At 71.7% G+C, this 21,168-nt stretch carries 22 protein-coding genes; 9 read left to right on the forward strand and 13 right to left on the reverse strand.

Going from position 1 to position 21,168, the window contains the following annotated elements; genetic code table 11:
- Nucleotides 1-3 precede the first annotated feature (3 nt).
- The 3 genes from AB0K82_RS18920 to AB0K82_RS18930 are packed head-to-tail and all read right to left on the reverse strand — an operon-like array spanning nt 4 to nt 2,362.
- Entirely contained in the window at nt 4-828 is an 825-nt protein-coding gene (locus tag AB0K82_RS18920) for a transporter substrate-binding domain-containing protein (RefSeq protein ID WP_364398465.1), read from the reverse strand.
- 26 nt (nt 829-854) lie between these two features.
- Nucleotides 855-1,607 (reverse strand): amino acid ABC transporter ATP-binding protein, encoded by a 753-nt coding sequence (locus AB0K82_RS18925; protein WP_364398466.1) that lies wholly within the window; start codon nt 1,605-1,607, stop codon nt 855-857.
- Nucleotides 1,607-2,362, reverse strand: a complete 756-nt coding sequence (locus tag AB0K82_RS18930; protein ID WP_364398468.1) for an amino acid ABC transporter permease — start codon at nt 2,360-2,362, stop codon at nt 1,607-1,609. Before AB0K82_RS18930 ends, AB0K82_RS18925 begins: the two co-directional genes overlap by 1 nt.
- Before the next feature lie 240 nt (nt 2,363-2,602).
- On the opposite strand from AB0K82_RS18930, the gene AB0K82_RS18935 reads away from it, so the two are divergent.
- The 4 genes from AB0K82_RS18935 to AB0K82_RS18950 are packed head-to-tail and all read left to right on the forward strand — an operon-like array spanning nt 2,603 to nt 6,754.
- Nucleotides 2,603-3,322 (forward strand): GntR family transcriptional regulator, encoded by a 720-nt coding sequence (locus AB0K82_RS18935; protein WP_364398470.1) that lies wholly within the window; start codon nt 2,603-2,605, stop codon nt 3,320-3,322.
- Nucleotides 3,319-4,311 (forward strand): ADP-ribosylglycohydrolase family protein, encoded by a 993-nt coding sequence (locus tag AB0K82_RS18940; protein ID WP_364398472.1) that lies wholly within the window; start codon nt 3,319-3,321, stop codon nt 4,309-4,311. The genes AB0K82_RS18935 and AB0K82_RS18940 overlap by 4 nt, the downstream gene beginning before the upstream one ends.
- Nucleotides 4,312-4,346: 35 nt before the next feature.
- Nucleotides 4,347-5,822 (forward strand): cytosine permease, encoded by a 1,476-nt coding sequence (locus AB0K82_RS18945; protein ID WP_364398474.1) that lies wholly within the window; start codon nt 4,347-4,349, stop codon nt 5,820-5,822.
- Complete coding sequence (locus tag AB0K82_RS18950; RefSeq protein ID WP_364398476.1) at nt 5,819-6,754, forward strand: PfkB family carbohydrate kinase; 936 nt, start codon at nt 5,819-5,821, stop codon at nt 6,752-6,754. The genes AB0K82_RS18945 and AB0K82_RS18950 overlap by 4 nt, the downstream gene beginning before the upstream one ends.
- 68 nt (nt 6,755-6,822) lie before the next feature.
- Here the strand turns inward: AB0K82_RS18950 and AB0K82_RS18955 are convergent, their stop codons facing one another.
- From AB0K82_RS18955 to AB0K82_RS18965, 3 genes are read right to left on the reverse strand one after another with little or no spacing between them, the layout of a single operon-like run.
- Nucleotides 6,823-7,980, reverse strand: coding sequence for an acetyl-CoA C-acetyltransferase (locus AB0K82_RS18955; RefSeq protein ID WP_364398478.1), 1,158 nt, complete (start codon nt 7,978-7,980; stop codon nt 6,823-6,825).
- A gap of 9 nt (nt 7,981-7,989) precedes the next feature.
- Nucleotides 7,990-8,607, reverse strand: a complete 618-nt coding sequence (locus tag AB0K82_RS18960) for a TetR/AcrR family transcriptional regulator (RefSeq protein ID WP_364398480.1) — start codon at nt 8,605-8,607, stop codon at nt 7,990-7,992.
- A 15-nt stretch (nt 8,608-8,622) separates the two neighbouring features.
- Nucleotides 8,623-9,399, reverse strand: coding sequence for an SDR family oxidoreductase (locus tag AB0K82_RS18965; RefSeq protein WP_364398599.1), 777 nt, complete (start codon nt 9,397-9,399; stop codon nt 8,623-8,625).
- A gap of 118 nt (nt 9,400-9,517) precedes the next feature.
- Here AB0K82_RS18965 and AB0K82_RS18970 point away from each other — a divergent pair, with 118 nt between their 5' ends.
- Both AB0K82_RS18970 and AB0K82_RS18975 read left to right on the forward strand, forming a co-directional pair.
- Nucleotides 9,518-10,645 (forward strand): acyl-CoA dehydrogenase family protein, encoded by a 1,128-nt coding sequence (locus AB0K82_RS18970; RefSeq protein ID WP_364398482.1) that lies wholly within the window; start codon nt 9,518-9,520, stop codon nt 10,643-10,645.
- Between the two features lie 50 nt (nt 10,646-10,695).
- Nucleotides 10,696-11,793, forward strand: coding sequence for an acyl-CoA dehydrogenase family protein (locus AB0K82_RS18975; RefSeq protein ID WP_364398484.1), 1,098 nt, complete (start codon nt 10,696-10,698; stop codon nt 11,791-11,793).
- Here AB0K82_RS18975 and AB0K82_RS18980 read toward each other — a convergent pair.
- Genes AB0K82_RS18980 through AB0K82_RS18995 form a run of 4 tightly spaced genes read right to left on the reverse strand, consistent with a single transcriptional unit; the run spans nt 11,726 to nt 15,187 of the window.
- Entirely contained in the window at nt 11,726-12,805 is a 1,080-nt protein-coding gene (locus AB0K82_RS18980) for a nitronate monooxygenase (protein ID WP_364398486.1), read from the reverse strand. The two genes, AB0K82_RS18975 and AB0K82_RS18980, sit on opposite strands and share 68 nt — an antisense overlap.
- Nucleotides 12,802-13,581: a CoA-transferase gene (locus tag AB0K82_RS18985; RefSeq protein WP_364398488.1), complete on the reverse strand. Its 780-nt coding sequence runs from the start codon at nt 13,579-13,581 to the stop codon at nt 12,802-12,804. The genes AB0K82_RS18980 and AB0K82_RS18985 overlap by 4 nt, the downstream gene beginning before the upstream one ends.
- A complete protein-coding gene (locus tag AB0K82_RS18990) occupies nt 13,578-14,438 on the reverse strand; it encodes a CoA-transferase (RefSeq protein ID WP_364398490.1) in 861 nt (286 codons plus the stop codon). The genes AB0K82_RS18985 and AB0K82_RS18990 overlap by 4 nt, the downstream gene beginning before the upstream one ends.
- The gene (locus AB0K82_RS18995) at nt 14,438-15,187 is read right to left on the reverse strand and encodes an enoyl-CoA hydratase family protein (protein WP_364398492.1); all 750 of its coding nucleotides are present in this window, start codon (nt 15,185-15,187) and stop codon (nt 14,438-14,440) included. The genes AB0K82_RS18990 and AB0K82_RS18995 overlap by 1 nt, the downstream gene beginning before the upstream one ends.
- Before the next feature lie 92 nt (nt 15,188-15,279).
- Here AB0K82_RS18995 and AB0K82_RS19000 point away from each other — a divergent pair, with 92 nt between their 5' ends.
- Nucleotides 15,280-16,182, forward strand: coding sequence for an SDR family oxidoreductase (locus AB0K82_RS19000; protein ID WP_364398493.1), 903 nt, complete (start codon nt 15,280-15,282; stop codon nt 16,180-16,182).
- 13 nt (nt 16,183-16,195) lie between these two features.
- Nucleotides 16,196-16,978, forward strand: a complete 783-nt coding sequence (locus AB0K82_RS19005) for an SDR family oxidoreductase (protein ID WP_364398494.1) — start codon at nt 16,196-16,198, stop codon at nt 16,976-16,978.
- 28 nt (nt 16,979-17,006) lie between these two features.
- On the opposite strand, the gene AB0K82_RS19010 is transcribed toward AB0K82_RS19005, so the two are convergent.
- Nucleotides 17,007-18,080 (reverse strand): acyl-CoA dehydrogenase family protein, encoded by a 1,074-nt coding sequence (locus tag AB0K82_RS19010; protein WP_364398496.1) that lies wholly within the window; start codon nt 18,078-18,080, stop codon nt 17,007-17,009.
- A gap of 35 nt (nt 18,081-18,115) precedes the next feature.
- Between AB0K82_RS19010 and AB0K82_RS19015 the strand changes: the two genes are divergently transcribed.
- On the forward strand, nt 18,116-19,288 hold the full coding sequence (locus tag AB0K82_RS19015; RefSeq protein WP_364398497.1) for an acyl-CoA dehydrogenase family protein: 1,173 nt from the start codon (nt 18,116-18,118) through the stop codon (nt 19,286-19,288).
- Nucleotides 19,289-19,316: 28 nt separating this feature from the next.
- Here AB0K82_RS19015 and AB0K82_RS19020 read toward each other — a convergent pair whose 3' ends face one another.
- Together AB0K82_RS19020 and AB0K82_RS19025 are read right to left on the reverse strand one after the other, a co-directional pair.
- Nucleotides 19,317-20,198: a polysaccharide deacetylase family protein gene (locus AB0K82_RS19020; protein ID WP_364398499.1), complete on the reverse strand. Its 882-nt coding sequence runs from the start codon at nt 20,196-20,198 to the stop codon at nt 19,317-19,319.
- 209 nt (nt 20,199-20,407) lie between these two features.
- Complete coding sequence (locus AB0K82_RS19025) at nt 20,408-21,148, reverse strand: DUF4126 domain-containing protein (RefSeq protein WP_364398501.1); 741 nt, start codon at nt 21,146-21,148, stop codon at nt 20,408-20,410.
- Nucleotides 21,149-21,168 lie beyond the last annotated feature (20 nt).

Genomic DNA, 21,168 nt, shown 5'->3' on the forward strand with positions numbered 1-21,168 from the left:
GGCTCAGCTCCCCAGCTGGCTCTTCAGGGCGGGCCACACGGAGACGAGGTCGTCCGCCGGCGCCTCTGTGAACCACTTCTTGTAGAGCCGCAGGAAGGTGCCGTCGCCGACCATCGCGGTGAGCTGCGCGTCGACCGCCTGGAGGAACTTGGTGTTCTTCTTCTGCACCGCCATCGAGGTCGGGTGGTCGACCGGGGCGGAGGTCGCGATCTTCAGCTTCTTGTACTGCTTGAGGTAGGCCTCGGCGTCCGGACCGCCGACCACGAACGCGTCGAGGTTGCCCGACAGCAGCTGCGAGACGGCGGCGTTCTGGTTGGGGAACTGGACCTTCCGGGCCCCGGTCATCTTCTGCGCGATGAACGCCTCCTGCACGGTGCCGGTCACCACGCCGACCTGCTTGCCGCGGAAGTCGGTGACCTGGGACGCGCTCTCGTCCGTCCGCGTGACGACGGCGGTGGTGCTCCAGTACAGCGCCTTGGTGAAGGAGACCTGCTTCTGGCGTTCCGCGGTGACGCCGAGCCCGCTGGCGGCGAGGTCGTACTGTCCCGAGGTCAGGCCCTGCAGCGCGGCGGGGACCGTGCTGGCCTTGTAGTTCACCTTGAGCTTGAGCCGCTTGGCGACCTCGTTGGTGACGTCGACGATGTACCCCTGCGGGGCGCCGGCCTTGGACGCCGACGCGAACGGGGGCTGGTCGGTGGAGACCGCCGCCTCGATCGTGCCCGCGGTCTCCAGGCCGTACGGGTCGTTCTTCGAGGCTCCGCCGCCGCCACAGGCCGTGAGGGACAGCGCGGCGGCCACGCCGACCGCGAGCACCCGGTTTCTGATCATCGTTCTTCCTTCGGGGGTTGGGGGAATCAGAGGACCTGCGCGAGGAACTCGCGGAAGCGAGCGCTCGGCGGGTCGTCCAGAAGTTCGCGGGCCGCGCCGTCCGCGGCGATCAGCCCGTCGTCCATGAAGATCACGCGGTCGGCGGCCTCCCGGGCGAAGCCGATCTCGTGGGTGACGACGACCATGGTCATGCCGGATCCGGCCAGCTCGCGCATGACCGCCAGCACCTCCTTGACCAGCTCGGGGTCGAGCGCGGAGGTCGCCTCGTCGAACAGCATCACCTCGGGCCTCATCGCCAGACTCCGCGCGATCGCCACGCGCTGCTGCTGCCCGCCGGACAGGTTCGCGGGCCGGTGACGGGCCAGGTGGCCGAGCCCGAGCCGCTCGAGCTGGGCGCGCCCGATCTCCTCCGCCTCCGCCTTGGAGAGCTTCTTGACGTGCCGGAGCGCGAGGGTGACGTTGTCCAGCGCGGTGAGGTGGCCGAAGAGGTTGAAGTGCTGGAACACCATCCCGATGCGGGTTCGCGCGGCGTCGATGTCCACGCCGGGGTCGGTGAGGGTCATGCCGCCGACGACGACGCTGCCCGCGGTGGGCGTCTCCAGCAGATTGAGGCACTTGAGCATGGTCGACTTGCCCGACCCGGAAGGGCCGAGGACGCACAGCACCTCGCTGGGCGTCACGTCGAAGGTGACGCCGCGCAGCACCTCGTTGCGGCCGTACGACTTGCGCAGGTCCCGGACACTGATCGCCGGGCCGGGAGGACGGACGGGTGTCGTCATCACGCTGATCCTTCCGCGAGCGCCGGCTCGGGCCGCAGGTCCTCCGCGCTCGCCTGTACGGGCCGGCCCTCTCGCATCCGCCGGTCGAGCCAGTTGACGAGGTACGTCAGCGGGATGGTGACGGCGAGGTAGCAGAGTCCCGCTGCGACCAGCGCGGACGCGTTGTAGCTGGCGGCCTGGCGTTCCTGCGCGATGAAGTACAGCTCGCGCTGCCCGGCGCCGAGACCGAGCAGGTAGACCAGGGAACTCTCCTTGATGTCCACGATGAACTGACCGGTCAGCGCGGGCAGGACGTTGCGCACGCCCTGCGGCACGATGACGAGCCGCATCGTCTTCAGGTAGGACATCCCGAGGCTGCGGCCCGCCTGCATCTGCCCGGCGGGCACCGCCTGGATGCCCGCACGGAAGATCTCCGCGCAGTACGCCGCGGAGATCAGACCGACGGCGACGACCGCGTACCCGAGCGGGTTGCGTCCGAACGGCCGGATGCCGGCCGCCGGGAGTCCCAGGCCGATCAGGCTCACCGTCACGATCGCGGGCAGTCCCCGGAACACGTCCACGTAGATCCGGGCCGGGAGCCGGACCAGCCGCCTGCGCGACAGCAGCAGAACCGCCAACAGCATGCCGCCGATCAGGCCGAACATGATCGCCAACACCGCGATCAGGAGTGTGTTCCGCAGTCCCTCGACAAGGAGTGAAGGCAGAACGCCAGCGATCTCCGACCAGTCGAAGAACGTATGGAGGAAGTCGTGCACGGCCGCTCCGATCTCATATCTCGCCGCTCGCCCCGGGCGCCGTCGGCGTTCCGCAGCATAGGGATGGGATAAGTCGCTGACCGGGACGATTGCGCGTAACTGATAACTGTGAATCCTAGGAGCGCCCACCTCGCGGCCGACCGGACCCCACCGGCCCCGGCGCCGACCCCTTGTCGAACCGGCGTCTTGAGCGTAGCCTGCGCTGAACATGTTTGAACAGGTTTGAGAACAGAGGTGGACATGGCCGACGACGTGCATGTACTCAAGCACCAGAGCATCGCGGAGACTCTGGCGCGTGAGATCCGTACGGGCCGGCTGAAGCGCGGCAGCCGACTGCCCGGCGAGCACGCGCTGGCGGCCCGGTTCTCGGTCAGTCGCAACACGATCCGCTCCGCGTTGACCGAGCTGAGCAGGGAAGGCCTCATCGCCACCCACTCCGGGAGGGGCTCGTTCGTCACCTTCGACGGGCGGCCGCTCGACGACCGCCTGGGCTGGGCCAGAGCACTGGCCGACCAGGGCGTGCCCACCGAGACGAAGCTGTTGCGCCTGGAGAGAGTGGACGACCCGGACCTCGCGGAGCGGCTGGGCGTGGACTCGCCGTCGTTCTTCGCCATCGACCGCGTGCGCACGCTGACACAGGGGCCGGCGGTGTCGTTGGAGCGCAGCAGGATCCCCGGCGTCGACGGCCTGCTCGACCTGCCCGCCCACGGCCTGATCGGCGGATCCCTGACCGCCACCCTGGCCTCCGTCGGACTCCTCGCCGATCGCGGCGAGGAATGGGTGTCGGCCGGGCCTCTGGACGAGACGGACGCCGCCGAGCTGGGACGCCCGGCCGGTGAGTGGTTCCTGAGGGCCCGCCGCGTCTCGTGGACCGCGACCGGAGAGCTCGTGGAGCACGTCGAGAGCCTTCTCGACCCACTGCGGTTCCAACTGCACCTGCGGTTCGGGAGCGAATCGTGACGCGGGCCGGGGAACGCGCGAGCGGAACCCTGTACGGCCTGGCGATCGGCGACGCACTCGGCATGCCGACGCAGTCGCTCTCCCGGCAGCAGGTGAAGGACGTCTACGGCATGCTCACCGGGTTCCGTCCCGCGGCGCCCGACCATCCCCTCGCGGCCGGCATGCCCGCGGGATCCGTCACCGACGACACCGAGCAGGCCCTTCTCCTCGCGCGACTGCTGATCGACGGCGCCGGCCATGTGGACCCCGTCGCGCTGGCCCGATCCCTCCTGGAATGGGAGGAGGAGATGCGCAGCCGCGGATCGCTGGACCTGCTCGGCCCGTCGACGAAGCGCGCGGTGGCCGCCGTCGCGGCGGGCGCGCCGGTCGAGGAGGCCGGCCGCTACGGCGACACGAACGGTGCCGCCATGCGGATCGCACCGGTCGGGATCACGGCCGGGAGCGACCTGACCGCGCTCGTCGACAGTGTCGTCGAGGCGAGTTCGGTGACCCACAACACGAGCGTCGCGCTGGCCGGCGCGGCGGCCGTCGCGGCGGCCGTCAGCGCGGGAATCGACGGAGCCGACGTGAAGGAGGCCACCCGCCACGCGGTGGACGCCGCCACGGCCGGCGTCCGCCGCGGTCATTGGGTGGCCGCCGCCGACATCGCCTCCCGCATACGGTGGGCCACCGAGCTGGTCGCCGGCCGGCCCGCGGAGGCCGCCGCCGACGACATCTATCGCCTCGTCGGCACCAGCCTGGCCACCCAGGAGTCGGTGCCGGCCGCGTTCGCGGTCCTGGCCGTGTACCCGGACGACCCATGGCAGGCGTGCCTGTGGGCGGCGTCCCTCGGCGGTGACTGCGACACCATCGCGGCGATCGCCGGCGCCATCGCCGGCGCGTGCCACGGCGTGGAGTGCTTTCCCGGCGACGCGATCGACACGATCCGCACGGTGAACGCGCTCCCCCTCGACGACCTCGCGGGCCGGCTCCTCGCGCTGCGCCCGTGACCGGCCCCTCCCCCGTTCCAAGAGAAGGTTCTCCCATGCCAAGCGCCAGCGACAACAAGGTCGGTGCCGTCGAGACCCGCGGCATCGAACCGGTCCCGGACGACGAACGCCGCGGTAATCCCCTTCAGCTCTACTGGGTGTGGTTCGCCGCGAACATCTCCATCCTCGCGCTGCCGCTCGGCGCGACCCTGGTCGCCCTGCGCGGCCTGAACATCTGGCAGGCGGTGCTCGTCGGCGCCATCGGCTCCTTCGGATCGTTCGCCCTGGTGGGCCTGATCAGCGTCGCCGGCAAATGGGGCGGGGCGCCGAGCATGACCCTGTCGCGCGCCGTCTTCGGCCCCCGGGGCAACCGGGGCCCGACGCTGGTGTCCTGGCTGTCGCGGGTCGGCTGGGAGGTGGTGAACACCACCACCGCCGCGTACGCGCTGCTCGCCATCCTGCACATCGCCTTCGGAGTCGGGGCGAACTGGGCGCTCACCATCGTCTGCCTGCTCGCCTTCGTGGCCCTCACTCTTCTGGTGTCCGGGCTCGGCCACGCCACCCTGGTGTGGATCCAGCAGAAGGCGACGTACGTCTTCGGCGCCCTCAACCTGGTCGTCGCCGGGTTCCTCGTCACCAAGGTGCACTGGCACGCGGTCCTGCACGCACACGCCGCACCGGCCAGCGCCATGATCGCCGGAATCGGGATCATCGCCGGTGGCACGGGCATCGGCTGGGCGAACGCCGGCGCCGACATGGCCCGTTATCAGCCCCGCAGAGTCCCCGGCGGCCGGATCGTGGCGGCCGCCTCGGCCGGCGCCGGCATTCCACTGGTCCTTCTCATCACGCTGGGCGGGCTGCTGTCGACCGGCGACCACACGCTCGCCGCCGCCTCCGACCCGGTCGCGGCGATCCAGGCGATGCTGCCGTCCTGGATGGCCATCCCGTACCTGCTCGCGGCCTTCGGAGGCCTGCTCCTGTCCAACCACCTGTCCGTCTACTCGGCCGGCCTGACGATGATCACCTTGGGCGTCCGGCTCCGTCGCACCGTCGCCGTCGGCATCGACGTCGTGCTGACCCTGGCCGGGGGCGTCTACCTGATGCTCATCGCCAAGAACTTCTACGGTCCGTTCATCACCTTCATCTCACTGCTCGCCGTCGCCATCACCTCCTGGGTCGCCGTCTTCCTCGTGGACATGATCAACCGGCGCGACTACGACCCCGCCGGGCTGATGGACACCACCCGCGCCGGCGTCTACTGGAACCGCGGCGGTGTGGCATGGTCCGCCTTCGTCGCGTGGGTCGCGGGCATCGCCACCGGCCTGCTGTTCACCGTCGCCGAGACGTCCGACACCGACGTGTGGTTCGCCGGGCCGCTGTCGAAGACCTGGCCCGCCCGCAACGGCCTGGGCTGGCTCATCGCCTTCGCCGTCGCCGCCGCCATCTACCTCCTCCTCCACGTCGCGAGGGGATCCGCCCGCACCGCACGGGTGACCGAGCCGGCCCGGTCCGTGAGCGGGGCGGCCTCGTGAACTCCCGGATCGAGCGGCTGGTGCACGTCGGTAACGTGCTGATCGACCTGGTCATGAACATCCCCGCGCTGCCGCGGGCCGGCGGAGACGTCCTCGCCACCTCCAGTCAGGTCACCCCTGGTGGCGGGTACAACGTCATGGTCGCGGCCGCCCGCCAGCGCCTGCCCGTCGCGTACGGCGGCGCGCACGGCAGCGGACCGTTCGGCGAACTCGCCCGCGCACGCCTCGCCGCGGCCGGCGTCTCGATCCTCCAGGAGGCGACCGCCGGCGTAGACACCGGTTTCGACGTCGCGCTCGTCGACGGCGGCGGCGAACGAACGTTCGCCACCAGTGTCGGGGCGGAGGCCACCTTGACCTACGAACAACTGGCCGGGATACGCGTCGACGCGACCGACGCGATCTACGTCTCCGGTTACGGCCTGGTCTTCCCGGCCAACCGCACCGCCCTGGCCCGCTGGCTCGGCACACTGCCCGACGACGCGACCGTGATCGTCGATCCCGGCCCGCTCGTCGCCGACATCCCCGCCGCCGTCCTCGAGCCGGTGCTCGCGCGCACCGACTGGTGGAGCTGCAATCTCCAGGAGGCCACGGCCATGACCGGCGAGGCCGACCCGGAGCGGGCGACCACCGCCTTGGCCGAGCGCACCGGCCGGGCCGGTGTGGTGGTCCGCATGGGCCCGGACGGTTGCCTTCTCAACACCCCGGGCTCCGGAATCCGGCACCTCCCCGCCTTCGAAGTGGCCGCCATCGACAGCAACGGGGCCGGGGACGCGCACGTCGGCGTGTTCGTCGCCGCGCTGGCGGACGGCCTGCCGCCGGTGCAGGCCGCGCGGCGGGCCAACGCCGCGTCCGCGATCGCGGTGACGCGGCAGGGCCCGGCGACGGCGCCCGACCGCGACGAGATCGATCGATTCCTCACCTCGGCACCATGACGCTCCGCGCGGGAGGACGTCGGCGGCGTTCGAGTATCGATGATGGCTCGCGCCGCGGCGGCCTTCGCCTACAGGCGCTCGATGATGGTGACGTTGGCCTGGCCGCCGCCCTCGCACATGGTCTGCAGACCGTACCGGCCTCCGGTGCGCTCCAGCTCGTGGAGCAGGGTGATCATCAGCCGGGCGCCGGTGGCGCCCAGCGGGTGGCCGAGGGCGATCGCGCCACCGTTGGGATTGACCTTCGCCGGAGCGGCGCCGGTCTCCTTCAGCCAGGCGAGCACGACCGAGGCGAACGCCTCGTTGATCTCCACGGTGTCCATGTCGTCGATCGACATGCCCGTCTTCTTCAAGGCGTACGCGGTGGCGGGGATGGGGGCGGACAGCATGCGGATCGGGTCCTCACCACGAGCCGACAGGTGGTGGATGCGGGCCCGCGGACGCAGGCCGTGCGCCTCCACGGCCGCCTCGGAGGCGATCAGCAGGGCGGCCGCGCCGTCGGAGATCTGCGAGGCGACCGCGGCGGTGAGCCGTCCTCCCTCCTCCAGGGTTCTCAGGCCGGCCATCTTCTCCAGAGAGGTGTCGCGGCGGGGCCCCTCATCGGTCGTGACGCCCTCGATCGGGGTGATCTCCCGCTGGAAGCGGCCCTCGTCGATCGCCTGAATCGCGCGCCGATGCGACTCGAGGGCGAACGCCTCCATGTCCTCCCGGGAGATGTCCCAGTCGCGGGCGATCATCTCAGCGCCCCGGAACTGAGAGACGTCCTGTTCGCCGTAGCGGGCCCGCCAGCCGCGTGAGGCGGCGAACGGCCCCTCGGTGAAGCCGAGGGAGTCGGCGGCACCACGGGAGGCGAAGGCGATCGGGATCTGGGACATGTTCTGCACGCCGCCGGCGACCACGAGGTCGCTCGTGCCCGACAACACGGCCTGCGCGGCGAAGTGCACCGCCTGCTGTGAGGAGCCGCACTGCCGGTCGACGGTCACGCCCGGCACCTCCTCCGGCAGTCCGGCGGCCAGCCAGCAGGTGCGGGCGATGTCCCCGGCCTGCGGGCCGACAGCGTCCACGCAGCCGAAGACCACGTCCTCCACCGCCGCCGGGTCGACACCGGAGCGGGACACGAGCTCGGTCAGTACATGGGCGCCGAGGTCGGCCGGGTGCACGCCGGAAAGGCCGCCGCCGCGCTTGCCCACCGGGGTGCGCACCGCTTCGACGATGTACGCCTCCGCCATCGAAACTCCTCAGGTTCTCAGGATCCCTTCCAGGACCATCGCTGTGTACTGGCCGGCGATCTCTTCGGCGGACAGCCGTCCGTCGCCGCGGTACCAGTTCGCGACCAGCCAGACGTTGTCACGGGTCAAGCGGTAGAGCAGGCCGAGGTCGAGATCCGCGCGGAAGACGCCGTCCGTGACCCCTTGCTCCAGCACCGACATCCACATCTCGCGGAAACGCCGCCGAGATCCGTGCAGGTAGGAGAAACGGGGGTTCGACGCCAGAAGCTTGGATTCGTTCTGGTAGATCACCACGGCCGGACGGAACCGGTCGATCATGCGGAACGACTCGGTGATCAGCGCCTGGAAGGTCTCCCGCGTGCCGAGCGCGGAGCCGATCACCTTGTCGTACGCCGTCCACAACTCGGTGAGGAGCGCCGTCAGGATCTCGTCGACCATCGACTCCTTGGAGTCGAAGTGGTAGTACAGGCTGCCACCCAGCATGTCGGCCGCCTCCGCCACCTCGCGGACCGTGGTGGCCGCGTAGCCCCGTGACGCGAACACCTCGGCCGCCGTGGCCAGCAGCTCGGCCCGCCGTTCCGCCCGAGCCGCCGCGGTGCTCTCCGCGTCTCTGCGTCGTGGGCTCATCGGAGAGTCGCCCTTTCAGGGGTGCCGGCTGGAGACCGAGACGACCTCCCCCGTCATGTAGGAGGAGTAGTCGCTCGCGAGGAAGACCATGACGTTGGCCACCTCCCAGGGCTCCGCGTGGCGGCCGAAGGCCTCCTTCGCGGTGAGCTCCGCCAGCAGCTCCTCCGTCGTCACCTTGGCCAGGTTCGCGTGCATGGCCAGCGACGGGGCCACCGCGTTGACCCGCACGCCGTAGGGAGCGGCCTCGATGGCTGCGCACCTCGTCAGCGCCATGACGCCGGCCTTGGCCGCCGCATAGTGCGCCTGCCCCTCCTGGGCCCGCCAGCCGACGACCGAGGCGTTGTTCACGATCACGCCTCGGCCGCGCGGCAGCATCCGCGCCAGCGCGGCGCGGGTGCAGCGCATGGTGCCGTTCAGCGTCACGTCCAGCACCCGGCTCCACTGCGCGTCGGTCATCTCCACGAGCCGAGCGGTACCGCCGAGTCCGGCGTTGTTGACCACCACGTCGACCGGGCCGAACCGCCCCTCGGCCGCGGTGAACAGATTCTGCACCTGCTCCTCGGAGGTGACATCGCACGGCACCGCGGTCACCGCGGCGCCCCCGAACTCCTTCTCGAGCTCGGCCAGGGTCTCCCCGAGCCGCCGTTCATGCGCATCGCTGATCACCACCCGCGCGCCCTCTTCCAGCATCCGGCGGGCGCACGCGCCGCCGATACCGGTGCCGGCGGCGGCCGTCACCACCGCGGCGCGGTCGCGCAGCAGGCCGTGGCCGGGAACGTAGGTCGGCCGCATGCCCCGCCCCTCGCGGACCCCGGCCTGGACGGCCGGGCCATCTTCCTCGCCGAACTTCACGTGAGTTACTCTATCAAATACTTGTTAGAAAGAATCGAGAGCATGAAGGCCGCCGCCGATGGATCTTGACCTGTCGCCTGTGGAACCGTTCCGCGCCGAGGTGCGCGACTGGCTGCGCACCCACGTCCCCGCCACCCCGCTGCCCTCGCTCGAGATCGAGGAGGGCTTCGCCGCACACCGTGCCTGGGAGCGCGAGCTGTACGACGCGCGCCTGTCGGTGGTGTCCTGGCCCGAGGAGTACGGCGGGCGGAACGCCACCCCGCTGGAGTGGCTGGTCTTCGAGGAGGAGTACTACGCCGCCGGCGCCCCCGGCCGGGTCAGCCAGAACGGCATCAACCTGCTGGCGCCGACCCTGTTCCAGCACGGCACACCCGAGCAGCTCGCCCGCGTCCTGGCGCCGATGGCCTCCGGCGAGGTGATCTGGGCGCAGGCATGGTCGGAACCCGGTGCGGGCAGTGACCTCGCCTCGCTGCGCGCCACCGCGACCCGGGTCGACGGCGGCTGGCTGCTCAACGGCCAGAAGACGTGGAGCTCGCGGGCGGCCTTCGCCGACTGGGGCTTCGGCCCGTTCCGCTCCGACCCGGAGGCCGAGCGGCACCGCGGCCTGACCTACCTGATGTTCCCGCTGAACGCCGAGGGGGTCACCCGGCGTCCGATCGGCCGCATCGACGGCAAGCCCGCCTTCGCCGAGCTCTTCCTCGACGACGTGTTCGTGCCCGACGCCGACGTCATCGGCGAGCCGGGCGACGGCTGGCGGGTCGCGATGAGTACGACCGGCAACGAGCGCGGGCTCACCCTGCGCAGCCCGGGGCGGTTCCTGGCCGCCGCCGACCGGCTGGCGGAGCTGTGGCGCGAGCGTGCCGACCCGGCCGACACCGCGTTGCGCGACCGGGTGGCCGACGCCTGGATCAAGGCCCGCGCCTACCGGCTGAAGGGCTACGAGACCGTCTCACGGACCGATCACGTCGGCGCCGAGTCCAGCATCAACAAGATCTTCTGGTCGGAGCTCGACGTGGCGCTGCACGAGACCGCCCTGGACCTGCTCGGCCCGGACGGTGAGCTGGACGGCGAGTGGCTGGAGGGCTATGTCTTCTCCCTGGCCGGCCCGATCTACGCCGGGACCAACGAGATCCAGCGCAACGTCGTCGCCGAACGAGTGCTCGGTCTGCCCAGAGCGAAGCGGTGAACCCACGCCGCGGCGGCGCGGGAGACCTGGCGGCACCGACGGATGTGGAGGTGGCAGTGAAGTTCGTCCTCGACGCCGAGCAGCGGCTGTTCGGCGAGACCCTGGACAAGATGCTCAGCGAGGCGGACGCGCCGTCGGCGATCCGCGACTGGGCGGTCGGAACCCACGAACCCGGCCTGGCGCTGTGGCGTTCGCTGGCCGACGCCGGGGTCCTCGCCCTCGCCGTCCCCGAGTCGGCCGGCGGCGCCGGGCCGCTCCCGGTCGAGCTGGTGACCGCGTTCCACGAACTCGGCAGGCACGGCGTGCCCGGGCCGTACGTCGAGACCGTCGCCGCCGCCGCGCTGCTGGGCCGGCTGGGTGACGCGTCGCCCGTCGCGACGTGGCTGCCCCGGATCGCCGAGGGCGCCGCCGTCGTGTCGGTCGCGCTGCCCCCCGCCGTGCCGTACGTCCTGGACGCGGACGTCGCCGACCTCGTGCTGGCGGTCGACGGCGGGGAGCTGCGCGCGGCCGTACCGGACGCCACCCGTGCTCCCGCCTCGGACCTGGCGTCGCCGGCCCCTGCCCGCCGGTCCCTGGATCCGGCCCGTCGGTTGTTCGCGGTCGGCCGGAGCGAAGCGCGGGCCTCGGGCCCGGCGGTGACGGCGGCGGCGGCCGAGGCGTACGACACGGGCGTGCTCGCGTGCGCCGCCCAGCTCGTCGGCGTGGGACGCCGGCTGCTCAAGGTGTCGGTGGAGTACGCGAGGACGCGACGGCAGTTCGGGCGGCCCATCGGCGAGTTCCAGGCGGTCAAGCACCACCTCGCCGATGCGCTCGTATCGCTGGAGTACGCCCGTCCGCTGGTGCACGGCGCGGCCCTCGCACACGGCACGCCGGACTTCCCCCGTGATGTGTCGGCGGCGAAGGTCGCCGCTTCGGAGGCGGCGTACACGGCGGCCAGGATCGCCCTTCAGGTGCACGGGGCGATCGGCTATACCGACGAGTACGACCCCAGCCTGCTGATCCGCAAGGCGCGCGCGCTGCGCTCGGCCTGGGGCGCCCCCGCCGACCACCGCGCCCGAGTGATCTCCTCCCTCGCCACCGTCAGCGGTCCGTGGCGGCCGGACGGCACAGGTCCGGCAGGCCGCGCAGGACACCGGCGGCCTCGGTGACGATCCGGTCGATCAGCTCCTCGCAGGAGGGCAGGTCGTCGATGAGCGCCACGACCTGGCCGGAGGACATCACCCCGAGGTCCGGGCGGCCGTCCACCATCGCCGCCTTGAGCAGCATCGGCGTGTTGGCCGCCATCAGAACCTGCGACCAGCCCAGCTTCCTGCCGCGCTTCATCGCCAGCCCGTCGCGGATCATGGCCCGCCACGACATGCCGGAGATCTTCTTGAACCGGGCCGCGTTGCGCACCGCCCGCACCAGCCCGGACACCAATCCCGCCCGTTCGAGCCCGTCCACGAGGGAGGTGCGCAGCACCCGATGCGGCAGGCCGTCCACCTGCTGGGTGACCACGGTGTCGGACATGCCGAGGTAGGTCCGCTTGACCGGGTCGGGGACCGAACTGTCGGAGGTCAGCAGGAACCGGGTGCCCATCGCCACACCGGCCGCGCCGTACGCCAGGGCGGCGGCGAGGCCGCGTCCGTCGAAGAATCCCCCCGCGGCGATCACGGGGATGTCGACCGCGTCGACGACCTGGGGAAGCAGCAGGGTGGTGGCGACCGCACCGGTGTGGCCGCCGCCCTCGCCGCCCTGGACCAGAACCGCGTCGGCGCCCCACGCGGCGACCTTCTCGGCGTGCCGCCGGGCGCCGACGGACGGGATCACCACGATCCCGGCGTCCTTCAGCTTGGCGATGAGCTCCTGCCGGGGGGCCAGGGCGAACGAGGCGACCCTCACCCGACCCTTGATCAGCAAGTCGACGCGCTCGCCCGCGTCGGCGGCATCGGCGCGCAGGTTCACCCCGAACGGCGCGTCGGTCCGCGAGCGGACCTCCTCGATCGCGGCGGCGAGCCGGTCGAGCGTCATCGTGGCCGAGGCCAGGATGCCCAGGCCGCCCGCGTTCGCCACCGCGGAGACCAGCCGGGGGCCCGCCACCCAGCCCATGCCGGTCTGCACGACCGGGTGGCGGACGCCGACGAGGCGGGTCAGCCGGGTGTCCAGTGCCTGCTCGATCATGCCCTGACCTCACGGTCGCGCAGCGATCCGGGGTCGAGGACCTCGCGGATCAGGCGGACCTCCTCGTCGGTGGGCTGCCGGGTCTCCGGCACATCGCCGTCGATGACGAGCTCGAAGCCGGTGGCGGCCACGATCTGCTCGACGGCCACCCCCGGATGCACCGATACCAGGCGCATCGCCCCGTCCAGCGTACCGAAGTCGAACACGCCGAGATCGGTCACCACCCGGCGCAGGCCGTGGAACCGGGACGCCTCGGCTCCCAGCTCGGCCGCCCGGTCGAAGCCGACGCCGCTGACCATGTCCACCTTCGGCACGAAGACGCGGGTCGAGTGCTTCGGGATCCAGTAGCTCGTCGGGTTGCAGATCGTGTTTCCGGGGGCTCCGCGCGCCCCGAGGAGCTGCGACTTCGGCTGCGCCCAGTCGCCGATGGCCGAGATGTTGGTGTTGCCGTGCCGGTCGATCTGGGAGGCGCCCATCATCACGTGGCGCCGCCCGTTCTGCACCAGCCACAGGTGCTCGCGGAACGGCAGCCACCCCTCCACGGCACCGGCGGGCGCACCGAACGGCACCGGTTCGGCGGTGAGCAACGCGCCGCCGTCGGTGGTCAGGAGTCCCGGCTCGAAGGTGAGCCGGGCCAGCCTGGCCCCGAGAACCGAGCAGACGCCCATCGCCGCCGCGAGGATCTCACCGTCACCGCGCCACGCCTCGGCGCAGGCCACCACACAGACCTCCGCACGGGTCACGCCCGTGGCGCCCGCGCCCCTGCCCGCGCTCATCGTGTCCTCTCCTCCTCGCGCCACCGGCGTACCGCCTCCCGGTAGGCCGCCTCGTCGCCGGTGAGGAACCGGTCCGCGAACGCCGCCCATGCCCGCGGCTCCGCCGCCGAGGTCGCGTAGTGCCGCTGGAACGCCTCGTCGCGGCCCGGACCGGGGGCCAGGTCGGTGAAGTGGCCGCCGTTCGGCGTCTCCACCACGCCGGTGACGTGCATGCGGCTGACCAGCAACGTCTGCGGCGGTCCTTCGAGCCTCCCCGGCTCGACCATCCGCTCGCAGGACAGGTAGCAGCGGCCGGCCGCCTTGGCGAACAGGTCGTCCATGTACGGGTCGGCGCCGAGGTAACGGCCGTTGCCCCGGGTGTCGGCCACGTCCATGTGCACCAGCGCCGCATCCATGCGGAGCGCGGGCACCGCGACCAGTTCCTCGCCGTCCTCGTACGGCGAGCGAACGGTGCGCAGACCGGGATCGACCCGCATGACGTCAGAGCCGAGCCCCGCCCGCGTGGGCAGGAACGGCAGCCGGTGGGCGGCGGCCATCAGGCCGAACATGAACATGCCCTCGTCGTACTCGGTGAACTCGATCGCGCCGCTCTGTCTCGCCGCTCTGAAGTGCGGTTCGAGGGCGATCGAGTCGAGCGTCACGAACGGGGCTACTACCCTGCGCACCTTCCCCGCCGCGCACAGCAGGCCCACGTCCGGTCCGCCGTACGACACGACCGTCAGGTCCTTCAGCGCGGACCGGTAGATGGCCCGGACCAGCGCCATCGGCTTGCGCCGCGAGCCCCAGCCGCCGATCCCGACCGTCATCCCGTTCGCCAGCGACCCGACGACCTCCTCGGCCGTCATGAGGACGCCCATCAGCTGCTCCTTTCGGCCACGAACCCGTCCCGGTGCCGGTCGCCGGCGCCCATGAGGTTGAGCTCGAAGGTGAAGCCCTGCTCGAACCGGTAGCCGCGCTTCACGTCGACCGGGTCGATGCCGTTCAGCGACTCCTTGGCCCGGCGGATCACGTACGGATCCTTGGCGGCGATCTGCGCCGCCACCTCCAGCGCGGTGTCGCGCAGCCGCTCGCGTGGCACGACCTCCAGCACCGAGCCGAACGCGTGCAGCTCGGCCGCGGTCACGTTGCGGCAGGTGTAGACCATGGCGCGCATCAGGTGCTGGGGCACCAGCCGGGCGAGGTGGGTGGCGGCGCCGAGCGCGCCGCGCTCGACCTCCGGCAGCCCGAAGTAGGCGTCCTCGGCGGCCACGACAACGTCGGCGTTCCCCACCAGGCCGACGCCGCCACCCAGGCAGAAGCCGTGCACCGCGGCGATCAACGGGACCTCGCACTCGTACACCGCGGCGAACGCCTCATAGCAGCCACGGTTGGCGCCCACCAGGGCGTCGAAGCCGGCGGTCGCCTGCATCTCCTTGATGTCGACGCCGGCGTTGAACCCGCGGCCCTCGGCACGCAGCACCACCACGCGGGTCTCCGGGGCACGCCCGGCCCGCCGTACGGCGTCGGCCAGGTCGAACCACCCCTGAACGGTGAGCGCGTTGACCGGCGGGACGTCCATGACGACCTCGACGACGCCCCTGCCGTGACTGCTGGTCGAGATTCCCATAGGATGCCTTTCGATCTAACATTTGTTAGAAACGGTAGCAGAGCGGATCGACGTGCACGATGCCGCCGCCCGGGTCGATTGGGGAGCCCACGATGATCTGCAGGGACCGAGTCGTGATCGTGACCGGCGCCGGCCGCGGTCTCGGGCGCGCGCATGCGCTGGAGTTCGCCCGCCAGGGCGCGAAGGTCGTCGTCAACGACCTCGGGGTCGGCCTGTCCGGCGAGGGTGAAGCGGCGGGACCGGCCGAGGAGGTGGCCGCCGAGATCCGCGCCCTGGGCGGCGAGGCGGTGGCCGACCGGTCCGACATCGCGACCGAGGACGGCGCGCGGCGCCTGGTCGCCACCGCGATCGAGACCTTCGGCGGCCTCGACGTGCTGGTCAACAACGCCGGGTTCCTGCGCGACCGGATGCTGGTCAACCTCTCCGAGGAGGAGTGGGACGCGGTGGTCCGGGTCCACCTCAAGGGCCACTTCCTGCCGCTGAAGCACGCCGGGCTGCACTGGCGGGCCGAGGCCAAGGCCGGCCGCCCGGTGGACGCCCGGGTGGTCAACACCTCCTCCGGGGCCGGGCTGCTGGGCAGCGTGGGACAGGGCAACTACTCGGCGGCCAAGGCGGGCATCATCGGCCTCACCCTGGTCGCGGCGGCCGAGCTCGGCCGGTACGGCGTGACCGTGAACGCCATCGCCCCGGCCGCCCGCACCCGGATGACCGAGCAGGTCTTCGCCGCGACGATGGCGGCCCCGGAGGAGGGCGCGTTCGACGCCATGGCCCCGGAGAACGTCTCCCCGCTGGTCGTGTGGCTCGGCTCGGCCGAGTCCAAGGACGTGACCGGACGGGTCTTCGAGGTCGAGGGCGGCAGGATCTGCGTGATGGAGGGCTTCCGGCGCGGCCCCGTCACCGACAAGGGTGCCCGCTGGGCGCCGGCCGAGATCGGCCCGGAGGTGGCGAAGCTGCTCGCCCGGGCCACCAGGCCCGCGCCCGTCTACGGCGCCTGACATTCGCCCCGCGATGAAGGTGAACGTGGATCTCGCCGGGCGGGCGGTGCTGGTCACGGGAGGCACCAAGGGCATCGGCTTCGTGATCGCTGAGACGTTTCTCGCGGCCGGCGCCGAAGTGGTGGTGTGCGGCCGCAACGAGCCGGAGCGCCTGCCGGCCGCAGGCGGTCGTTCGGCGCGTTTCGTCGCCGCCGACATCCGGGACGCGGCGGAGGCTGCCCGCCTGGTGGAGACCGTGGCCGGGCTGCTCGGCCGGCTGGACGTGCTGGTGAACAACGCTGGGGGCTCCCCGAACTCCGACGCCGCGACCGTCTCGCCGCGGTTCGTCGAGCGGATCGTGGCGCTCAACCTCCTCGCGCCGTTCTATGTGGCCCAGGCGGCCAACAAGGTCATGCGGGAGCAGGAGACCGGCGGCTCGATCGTGAACATCGGCAGCGTGTCCGGCGTGGACCCCCAGCCGGGCACCGCGGCGTACTCGGCGGCCAAGGCGGGCCTGCTCATGCTGACCAGAGCGCTCGCGCTGGAGTGGTCGCCGAAGGTGCGGGTGAACCACATCACCACCGGTCTGGTGATGACCGAGGCGGCGGCCTCGACGTACGGCGAGGACGGCGGCGCGGCACTGGCCGAGATCATCCCGATGGGCCGGATGGCCCGGCCCTCCGACGTGGCCGGCACCTGTCTGTTCCTGGCCTCCGACCTCGCCTCCTACCTGACCGGGGCGGACATCCCGGTGCACGGCGGCGGCGAGGTTCCGGCCCGCTATCTGGTGACGCGGACTGAGCCCGGCCGCCCGTGATCACCCAGCGGCTCCGAACGCCGCGCCGTCAACCCCCGAGCACGACAGGAGCGAGGCGGGCCCGGTGCCAGGCGGCGTCGCCGAACAGTTTCGCCGCCGCGTGGGCCCGCTTGAAGTACAGGTGGGCCTCATGCTCCCAGGTGAAGCCGATCCCGCCGTGCAACTGGATGGTCTCGGCCGCCACGGTGGAGAACGCCTCGGCGCAGTACGCCTGCGCCGAGGCGGCGCGCACCGCGAGGTCGGGGGCGTCCTCCGCCAGCGCCCTGGCCGCGTCGTAGCTGACCGACCTGGCCGACTCCACCAGCACGTACAGGTCGGCCAATCGGTGCTTGACCGCCTGGAACGAGCCGATCGGCCGGCCGAACTGCTCGCGCGTCTTCACGTACTCGGCCGTCATCTCCAGGCACCGCGCCGCGCCGCCGAGTTGCTCGGCGCTGAGCGCGGTGGCGGCGACGGCGAGCAGCCGCTCCAGCACGGCGGCCCCGTCCGCGCCGAGCCGGGTGACGGGCGTCCCGTCGAAGACCACCCGGGCCTGCGGCCTGGTCCGGTCGAGCGTGACCAGCGGCTCGACCCGGACGCCGGGCGCGTCCGGGGTGGCCGCATAGACGCCGAGTTCGCCGCCGGGGCCGAGCGCCGGGACGACGAACAGGTCGGCGCGGGCGCCGTCGAGCACATGCTCCTTGACCCCGGTCAGCCGCCCACCGTCGATCCGGGCGCGGATCGCGGCCGGATCCCATGTGCCGCCTTCGGCCCAGGCCAGCGCGCCGACCCGGCTGCCGTCCGCGAGGCCGGGCAGATGCTCGGTCGCGCCGCAGGCGAGCAACGCGTCGGCCGCGAGCACGGCCGAGCCGAGGTAGGGCACCGCGGCGAGCGCGCGGCCCAGTTCCTCGCACACCACATGGCTCTCGGCGTACGAGAAGCCCGCCCCGCCGTGCCTCTCGGGGACGGCGAGGCCGAAGGCGCCCACCTGGTCGGCGAGCAGCCGCCACACGGGCTCGTCGTACCCGGCCTCGGCGTCGGGCGCCGACCGGGCCGGGGGGTTGCGTTCGAGCAGGGCGCGCACGGTGCGCCGCAGCTCCTCCTGCTCAGCGGTGGTGATCACAATATCATTGTATCTAACAACTGTTTGGTAGAGTGATGTGCGTGAGTGAGACCTTCAGGGCCGAGGTGCGGGCCTGGCTCGAGGACAATCTGTCGGGCGAGTTCGCCGGCGCCCGCGGGTTGGGCGGACCCGGCCGTGAGCACGAGGCGTTCGACGTACGGCTGGCCTGGGAGCGGCACCTGGCCACCGCGGGCTGGACCTGCCTGGGCTGGCCCGAGCAGTACGGCGGGCGTGGCGCGGGCGTTGCGGAACAGGTCGTCTTTTACGAGGAGTACGCGCTGGCCGACGCGCCGGCCCGGGTGAACCACATCGGGGAGAACCTGCTCGGCCCGACGGTCATCGCGTTCGGCACCGACGTGCAGCGCGCGCGGTTCCTGCCGCCGATCGTCGCCGCCGAGGAGCTTTGGTGCCAGGGCTACTCCGAGCCGAACGCCGGCTCCGACCTGGCCAACGTGCAGACCCGCGCCGAGCTGGACGGGGACCGCTGGCGTATCACCGGCCAGAAGGTGTGGACCTCGCTGGCCATGGAGGCCGACTGGTGCTTCGCGGTCTGCCGCACCGAGCCGGGGTCGGCCCGCCACCACGGCCTGTCCTATCTCCTCGTGCCGATGCGCCAGGACGGCGTGGAGATCCGGCCGATCGTCCAGATGACCGGGACGAGCGAGTTCAACGAGGTTTTCTTCGACGGCGCGGTGACGGACGCGGCGAACATCGTCGGCGCCCCCGGCGACGGATGGAGGATCGCCATGGCCACGCTCGGCTTCGAGCGCGGCGTGGCCACGCTCGGCCAGCAGGTCGGCTTCCGCCGCGAGCTGGAGCGGATCATCGCCCTGGCCCGGCAGACCGGCGCGGCCGACGACCCGCTGCTGCGCGACCGGCTGGTTCGCTCCTGGATCGGCCTGGAGGTCATGCGGCTCAACGCCGTACGCACGATGGACGGCATCGCGGCCGGCGCCCCCGGGCCCGAATCATCGATCTCCAAGCTGGTCTGGGGCGTCTGGCACCGCGAACTGGGCGAGCTGGCGATGGACGTGCTCGGCGCGGCCGGGATGGTCGCCGACGGCGCGCCGTACGACCTGAGCGACGAGCAGCGGCTCTACCTGTTCTCCCGAGCCGACACGATCTACGCCGGGTCGAACGAGATCCAGCGCAACATCATCGGCGAGCGCGTGCTCGGGCTGCCCCGCGAGGCCAGGCCGGCGCGTTAGCGGCCGGCGCATTGGCGGCCACCGCCGGTCAGTGCAGTTCGTCGGAGAGACGGACGAAGTGGTACCCGGAGGCCAGCAGGTGCGGAACGGCCGCCGCGATGCCCCGGGCCGTACCACCCGTCGGCTGATTCATGTGGCAGATCACCATGGAGCCGCCGCGGGCGGCCGTAACGGTTCGACGGACTTCTTCGGGAGTGAAGGTGGCGCCCGCGTCGCCGTTGACGGTGAAGCCGGCGAAGCGCTCCCCCAGGTCGGTGACGATACGTGCCGCGACGTCGTCGCAGTACGCGGTGCCGGACCGGAAGAACCGCGGCGGGGCGCCCAGGAGACGGCTCAGCTTCACGTGGTTCCCGGCGACCTCGTCGTACACCTCTCCGGCGTTGCGCGTGCCGGCGATGCCGTAGGCGGAGCGCCCGGTGACCGACAGCGGGCGGTGCCGGGTGCCGTGATTGGCGATTTCGAACAGCGGTTCAGCGGCCAGCCGGCGGAAGATCGCGGGGTTGGCGTCGATCCAGCGGGAGTTGAGGAAGAGGGTCGCCGGTATCTCTCGCCTGCGGAGGAAGTCGATCAGCTTCCGATCGTAGCCACTGCCGCCTGGTCCGCCGCAGGCATCGAAGGTCAGCGCGATGACGCGCCGGGTGGTGGGCAGCTCGTGCACCACGCCGGGCGCGTCGAAACCCCAGGTACGCGGCTTGAGACGGCCGTAGCGAGCCACGATGTCGGCACGTGTCACCGCAGGCGCCGCCGCCGAGCCGGCGGTGCGCGGGGTACGGCTCGGTGTACCGCTTCCGGTCCCGGCGCCGGGCCGGCCGGAAGCGGACGCGCCGTCCCTGGTCCTGGCCGGACCCGCGCATCCGGCGAGCGCGCCCGCTGCCATGGCCGCGAGCACGGCACGGCGGCTGGAAGGCATTCGCTCCCCCTCTGTCTGTCTGGTCGAACGGCGCGCGCGAAGGGCGCGGGAGCCACCTCTGGCCACGGGACCGGTGGATCCGCCGCAATGATCGCGCCTGCGGTGTTCACGCCAGGTTAAACAGCGTGGCCGCCCCCCGAGATCGGCGCGCGGGTGACTGGAGCGGGAGCGCCCATCCCGGCCTGGGCGGCGATCCCAGGGCTCATGGATCAGCTATCGCCGGCCCCGCTGGGCGTTCTGCTCATCGGCTTCTCCGGCTTACGCCGCTTGCGAATCCTTCGCGTCAATCGCCATCCGATCAGGACGAACACGATCAGGAACACGATGACGAGCGCCGGGATCAGGAGCGCGACGAGGCTCACCGTCAGTGACATCGCGTCTTCCGCCGCGCTCACGAAGGGCGTTCCGACACCGACCGTGCCGACGTTGATGACGGGACGCACGCCGGCCTTGGTGACGTGCACGCACAGCGCGACGACGATGCCCAGCGCCCAGCCCACCCACGGGTGATCGGACATCCACCCGGAGTGGTCGATCCGCGCGGCCGCGTCCGAGGCGGCGAAGACGGCGCCGCCGGCCGCGGGCCGTACGAATGTCTGTATCGCGTCGTTGACATGGTCGACGACGGCGACCTTGTCGAGAACGACTTCCGCGGCGAGCAGGACCGCCACGGCCGTGAGCGCCCATCCGTTGTCCATCCACGCGAACTGGTGCGGCAGCACGATCACGTCGGTGAAGCGGGCGAGCAGGCCGACCACCAGGATCGGGATATAGGCGTTCAGACCGGCCGATGCGGACAGACCAAGCCCGGTCAATGTCGCGAACATGCCAGATAAGACGTCGTCGATGCGGAGGAAGGTTCCTCCGCCCTCCGGTGTAACACCGGCGTTTCGGAACGCGCAAGGGTACAGACGGCCGGGGCCCGCGGCGGCCGTCCGGCCCGGCCGCACGCGGGCGGGACCGCCTCGAT

The sequence above is a fragment of the Actinoallomurus sp. NPDC052274 genome, assembly GCF_040679475.1.
GTDB lineage: Bacteria > Actinomycetota > Actinomycetes > Streptosporangiales > Streptosporangiaceae > Actinoallomurus > Actinoallomurus liliacearum.

Coding starts and splice junctions, on each gene's coding strand:
- AB0K82_RS18995 (WP_364398492.1), bottom strand. CDS start 15,187: ATGGGAATCTCGACCAGCAGTCACGGCAGGGGCGTCGTCGAGGTCGTC.
- AB0K82_RS18960 (WP_364398480.1), bottom strand. CDS start 8,607: ATGAGCCCACGACGCAGAGACGCGGAGAGCACCGCGGCGGCTCGGGCG.
- AB0K82_RS19015 (WP_364398497.1), top strand. CDS start 18,116: ATGTGCGTGAGTGAGACCTTCAGGGCCGAGGTGCGGGCCTGGCTCGAG.
- AB0K82_RS18980 (WP_364398486.1), bottom strand. CDS start 12,805: ATGATCGAGCAGGCACTGGACACCCGGCTGACCCGCCTCGTCGGCGTC.
- AB0K82_RS19020 (WP_364398499.1), bottom strand. CDS start 20,198: ATGCCTTCCAGCCGCCGTGCCGTGCTCGCGGCCATGGCAGCGGGCGCG.
- AB0K82_RS18955 (WP_364398478.1), bottom strand. CDS start 7,980: ATGGCGGAGGCGTACATCGTCGAAGCGGTGCGCACCCCGGTGGGCAAG.
- AB0K82_RS18945 (WP_364398474.1), top strand. CDS start 4,347: ATGCCAAGCGCCAGCGACAACAAGGTCGGTGCCGTCGAGACCCGCGGC.
- AB0K82_RS18925 (WP_364398466.1), bottom strand. CDS start 1,607: ATGACGACACCCGTCCGTCCTCCCGGCCCGGCGATCAGTGTCCGGGAC.
- AB0K82_RS18965 (WP_364398599.1), bottom strand. CDS start 9,399: ATGCGGCCGACCTACGTTCCCGGCCACGGCCTGCTGCGCGACCGCGCC.
- AB0K82_RS19000 (WP_364398493.1), top strand. CDS start 15,280: ATGATCTGCAGGGACCGAGTCGTGATCGTGACCGGCGCCGGCCGCGGT.
- AB0K82_RS18985 (WP_364398488.1), bottom strand. CDS start 13,581: ATGAGCGCGGGCAGGGGCGCGGGCGCCACGGGCGTGACCCGTGCGGAG.
- AB0K82_RS18920 (WP_364398465.1), bottom strand. CDS start 828: ATGATCAGAAACCGGGTGCTCGCGGTCGGCGTGGCCGCCGCGCTGTCC.
- AB0K82_RS18970 (WP_364398482.1), top strand. CDS start 9,518: ATGGATCTTGACCTGTCGCCTGTGGAACCGTTCCGCGCCGAGGTGCGC.
- AB0K82_RS19005 (WP_364398494.1), top strand. CDS start 16,196: ATGAAGGTGAACGTGGATCTCGCCGGGCGGGCGGTGCTGGTCACGGGA.
- AB0K82_RS18990 (WP_364398490.1), bottom strand. CDS start 14,438: ATGGGCGTCCTCATGACGGCCGAGGAGGTCGTCGGGTCGCTGGCGAAC.
- AB0K82_RS18935 (WP_364398470.1), top strand. CDS start 2,603: ATGGCCGACGACGTGCATGTACTCAAGCACCAGAGCATCGCGGAGACT.